At 38.6% G+C, this 4,297-nt stretch carries 6 protein-coding genes and 1 pseudogene; 2 read left to right on the top strand and 5 right to left on the bottom strand.

Translation table 11 applies throughout. The features are described 5' to 3' along the window. Positions 1-296 (bottom strand): annotated as a pseudogene (locus KSW37_RS15125) (DNA-binding protein); the annotation flags it as partial. 243 nt (positions 297-539) lie between these two features. On the opposite strand from KSW37_RS15125, the gene KSW37_RS15130 reads away from it, so the two are divergent. Further along, a complete protein-coding gene (locus tag KSW37_RS15130) occupies positions 540-863 on the top strand; it encodes a hypothetical protein (RefSeq protein WP_022120263.1) in 324 nt (107 codons plus the stop codon). Continuing rightward, positions 847-1,176 (top strand): helix-turn-helix transcriptional regulator, encoded by a 330-nt coding sequence (locus KSW37_RS15135; protein WP_217315256.1) that lies wholly within the window; start codon positions 847-849, stop codon positions 1,174-1,176. The genes KSW37_RS15130 and KSW37_RS15135 overlap by 17 nt, the downstream gene beginning before the upstream one ends. A 113-nt stretch (positions 1,177-1,289) precedes the next feature. Here KSW37_RS15135 and KSW37_RS15140 read toward each other — a convergent pair whose 3' ends face one another. From KSW37_RS15140 to KSW37_RS15155, 4 genes are all read right to left on the bottom strand, one after another. Next, the gene (locus KSW37_RS15140; protein WP_217315258.1) at positions 1,290-1,487 is read right to left on the bottom strand and encodes a hypothetical protein; all 198 of its coding nucleotides are present in this window, start codon (positions 1,485-1,487) and stop codon (positions 1,290-1,292) included. A gap of 227 nt (positions 1,488-1,714) precedes the next feature. Continuing rightward, on the bottom strand, positions 1,715-2,206 hold the full coding sequence (locus KSW37_RS15145) for a CPBP family glutamic-type intramembrane protease (RefSeq protein ID WP_050796344.1): 492 nt from the start codon (positions 2,204-2,206) through the stop codon (positions 1,715-1,717). A gap of 234 nt (positions 2,207-2,440) precedes the next feature. Then, complete coding sequence (locus tag KSW37_RS15150; protein WP_217315260.1) at positions 2,441-2,941, bottom strand: ORF6N domain-containing protein; 501 nt, start codon at positions 2,939-2,941, stop codon at positions 2,441-2,443. 258 nt (positions 2,942-3,199) lie between these two features. Continuing rightward, positions 3,200-4,297: PDDEXK nuclease domain-containing protein (locus KSW37_RS15155; protein ID WP_217315262.1), on the bottom strand; the 1,098-nt coding region annotated here is incomplete at its 5' end.

Genomic DNA, 4,297 nt, shown 5'->3' on the forward strand with positions numbered 1-4,297 from the left:
AGGCTCCACTCCTTGATGCTGGCGGCTCCCATCTTGTTGATGATGCCGATGGAGAAGATGGCAAGGTCGTCTATCTTCACAGCCTTGTTCTGGAGTACGAGCTCCTTCACACAGCTCACCATGTCGGTGAGAAGACCCTTGATGGCACCCTTCGAGAACGGGGTGTTGTGGCTCGACATGTGTTCGGCGAGTTCATCGATGCCGATGGTTTCTGTCACTACTGGTCGCGCATAATATTTGCCATACGCTTCCTTGATAGTCTTGTTCTTGTTCTTCGCTAATTTGATGAGAATCATACTTTTAAAAATTTAGTTTTAGTAAAAGCAGTCTGTGTCTCCGCCGAGACCGTTGCTGCATCAACCTCTCTGATTGACGATACAAAGATACAACATTCCCGAACCCCCAACTATGCGATTTGTGCGATTTGCAGGGATTCGGGAAAAAAAGGTTGAAAAAAGTGGTATTTTTTATGTTAAAATCGAAAAAAGTCTTTGTTGTATCAGGTATTTAGCGTATTTTTGCGGAAAAAATTATAAACAATGAAAATTGAATATGAAGATGAAGACTTAAAGGAACTGATAGAAACGGGACAAAATAAGAAATATAAGAAAATAGCAAAGAATAAAGTCTTGATGGGTGGGTTGCTAAAGGTCTATAGAATTTTAGATCAAGCTCCTCATGTTTCTTTACTCAATCAATTCAGTTTTTTAAAGTTTGAAAAGTTAAAATATCAATATTCTGGGTGTTGTTCTGTGAGAATAGCAAATGGGCATATAGAACGTTTGATTTTCACAGAGCACGAAGGAGGTATAACTATAAAATTATTGAAATTAGACGATTCGCATTATGGAAACAAGAAATAATATTAATCCGCGTCCTTTCCAGCCGGTTAGTCCTGGTTGTATTTTGAAGGAAGAATTGGAAGCTCGCAGTCTTCCAATTTCTGACTTTGCTCATAAAATAGGGCTTGAAGAGTTTGAATTAGATAAACTTTTGAATGGAACGTTATGTTTAAGTCCTGAGATAGCTTCTTCTTTAGAACGTATTTTGGGCATTCCTGCTTCTTTTTGGCTTTCTTTGCAATCTGCTTATGAAGAAGATTTAGATAGGAGCGATAATAAAGGCATGGTTCGAACTTTTCTTGATAAGTTTACAAGAAATCGTGTGGCATTTTAAATCAAGGAATTCCTATAATAAATTCACCCTGGAAGGAATATGCATAGTGTTGTTGTATGCATTCCCTTCCAGGGTGATTTTTTATGGTTCATCCAGAAATTCGATGATTTCTGCTACTTGTTGCAAACAGGTAAACCAGATGCAATATCCTTCATGCAATAGGTATTGCGCCGTATAGCCACAATCCACCCTTGTTGCTTGTACCGAGCAAGCAACGCTTCCACCGATTTCACCTTGCCTTTCAGAGCCTCAGAAAGTTCATCCAAAGTGAATATCCGCAGCTTGTATAATATACTCAATAGTTCTGTCATTGTTTCTAATTTTGCGCAAATCATCCCCAACCTGGGACAAAACTTATCGCTCCCATAGCTGCATCAAGGACATTTGAAGATTTTACGTTACTATCATGAAAAACTTCATATCCAACAGCTCCTAACTATATAACTCCAGAAGCATTTATCTCCTTGCGCATATGATATATGATTCTTGTAATCATAAAGTATTCCTTTCTTTTTGTATTTTTGTCCCAAGCATTACATTATCTCCAGCAAATCTTGACTTTTGGCCCATACCAAATGTAGAGCCACAGCATGATGGTGATGACGAGACAAACGATTGACGACCAATGGCTTGGGTCGGAGAGGCATTTGAAATAAAAATTGAACAGACCATGGAAGCAGGCCACCAGTATAAGAGAATGCGTATCACGGATAAGCTTGTCAAGACCAAAAGAAGCAAGGAACAACAAGGCAAAGAAGCCCACATCCCCTATTTGCCATGCTCTGCAATGCCAAAAGAACCAAAGCAAAGTGGTGAGCAGCAGTCGGTGAATGATTTTGCAGCCAATTAGTTCGCTATAAAGGTATCCACGCCAGCCCACCTCTTCAAAGAAGGCATAGAGCAGATATACAAACAATAACCACAAACAGAGTCCAATCTCCTTGTAATCAACAATGCCAAACAGAACAAAAGGCACCGCCAATGTGAGGATGCTCTTGGTGACCGATGTACCAAAAAGAGATGTCTTCATTTTTCTTCGAAGCGCCAAGATAACTACAATCGCGCCTATGAGTGGACTCAAGCCACCTACGAAATCCCACAATTTGACGTGGGATGGGTCTATGGTCTCAAAGCGGGTTGAGACGACTCTTATTAATACCGCCAGAACATAGAAAAGCATGATGCTCCATGTCCGCTTCTGTTTTAATATGGATGATATCTTCATTTAGATGGGAAATTTGATTCAAAGTTATATTATTTTTTCTTAAATCGAGCGGAATGTATGGGATTTTCTTTCAACCAATGTCAGTACAGTCTCGTCAACATAGTTGTCGATAAGGACAATACGTTTCTTTGCACTCTTAATCAAGCCGGATACGAAAGTATAGGCGTCATAAATTTGACCATTGTAGAACACACCTTGTTTCGGCTTTGCATTACCCTCGTCCAATCTGCGAAATACCTCGTCAATGCGTTTGTCTGTTTCTTGCTGATGTTGTTGCATTTCCAGTTGATGGTACTCCATTGTTGAAAGACGTTGGAAAACTTCTGCATTTGTCACCATGAAACGTCTCATTGCAACAAATGCATCCATAATTCGTATGCTTACACGAATTGCGGTTTCACTTCTGAGAATAGTGGAGAGCATAGCCACTCCCTGCTCCGTGAAAGCATATGAACGAACTGTTGAGTGCTTCAAACTATTGAACCGGTCACAATTTGTGACCAGTTCTCCTTTATCTTGATGTTCTATATTATCCACCATATTTCTATCTTTATTTTTAAGGTCACAATATTGTGACCTTAAACGTGTTGTTACTTATTATTGTATGCAAAGGTAGTGCTTTTAGCCTTTAAGTCACTATTGCACAACCCCTTTCTTTGAAAAGAACGTAAAATTAATAGTTTTATTGCTGTGATTGTAGTTTTATTAATCGCTTCACTCGTTGTACAAATGAAAAAAGGAGTAAGAACATTATAGCCTTACTCCTTAATACGTATTTTATAAAATGTTAATACACATTTACAACGATTTGCAAAATAAATCTTTCATCTTATCCAAATCAGGTAAAGCCTTCTGTAATTCTTCAGGCATATCCTGTTTGGTTTTATATGTCGCTACTCCCATTGGGCTGTCGTAGTTCCTTACAACAATGTCAACAAAGGCCTTGTTCATTTCTTTGCATAACACAATGCCAATAGAAGGATTTTCGTGTGGCTTTTTTACAGTAAGGTCTAACGCTTGTAGATATGTACATAGTTGTCCCAAATATGAAGGCTTGAACTTACCGTATTTTAGTTCCACGGCTACCATTGCTGCAAGTTCTCGACTAAAGAACAAAAGATCTATGAACATTTCTTCTCCTTCAAGTACGACACGATACTGGTTACCCATAAAGATAAAATCCTTTCCGAATTGAAGAATGAAATCGCGCATGTTTCTTACAATTTCTTGCTCAACTACACGTTCGTCAATATCCTCTATCTCCAGTCCCAAATTTTCAGTATTGATGAAATCAAGCAAATATTCATCCTTAAACATTGATATTGTTTTCATTGATTGCTTAATGTCTGGTATCGCTTTCGGAAAATTGTTAGGCATATTGCCTTGATGGTGATATAGGTCATCTGATAAGTATTTCCGTAATACGTACTTGTTCCAATGATACAGGTTCACTTGATGTATATAGTAGATGCGCTCATCTAAAGTGGTAGTTTTATGCAAAATTTCCATATGATGAGTGAAACTAATGCCCACAAAATCCTCTATACGTAAGTCTGCTGACTCTATAGGTCTGTTAATACAAAGGAGTGTCTTTTCTCCTATTTCAACACCTTCTTCTATCTTATTTTCAAGCTGTTGTAATTGGTTCGCCAATGGCGAACCAATTGAAAGGCATTGCCATTCCTCATAGAAGATGCGCATTTTCTTCAAGTTGCCTGAAGAAAAGCCTCTTAATCCTGGCAATTCACGCTGCAATCTCTCACTAATAGTATCAAGAGCTTTTGCGCCCCAATGTGCTTGCTGTAAATTGATAGACACATAACGCCCTATACCATAATATAAAGACAACTGTATGGCATTACTTGACTGGCTCGCCTGTGCTTGAGCTCGCAAAAT

This window comes from Segatella copri (assembly GCF_019127135.1).
Lineage (GTDB): Bacteria > Bacteroidota > Bacteroidia > Bacteroidales > Bacteroidaceae > Prevotella.

Coding starts and splice junctions, on each gene's coding strand:
- KSW37_RS15130 (WP_022120263.1), top strand. CDS start 540: ATGAAAATTGAATATGAAGATGAAGACTTAAAGGAACTGATAGAAACG.
- KSW37_RS15150 (WP_217315260.1), bottom strand. CDS start 2,941: ATGGTGGATAATATAGAACATCAAGATAAAGGAGAACTGGTCACAAAT.
- KSW37_RS15140 (WP_217315258.1), bottom strand. CDS start 1,487: ATGACAGAACTATTGAGTATATTATACAAGCTGCGGATATTCACTTTG.
- KSW37_RS15135 (WP_217315256.1), top strand. CDS start 847: ATGGAAACAAGAAATAATATTAATCCGCGTCCTTTCCAGCCGGTTAGT.
- KSW37_RS15145 (WP_050796344.1), bottom strand. CDS start 2,206: ATGAAGACATCTCTTTTTGGTACATCGGTCACCAAGAGCATCCTCACA.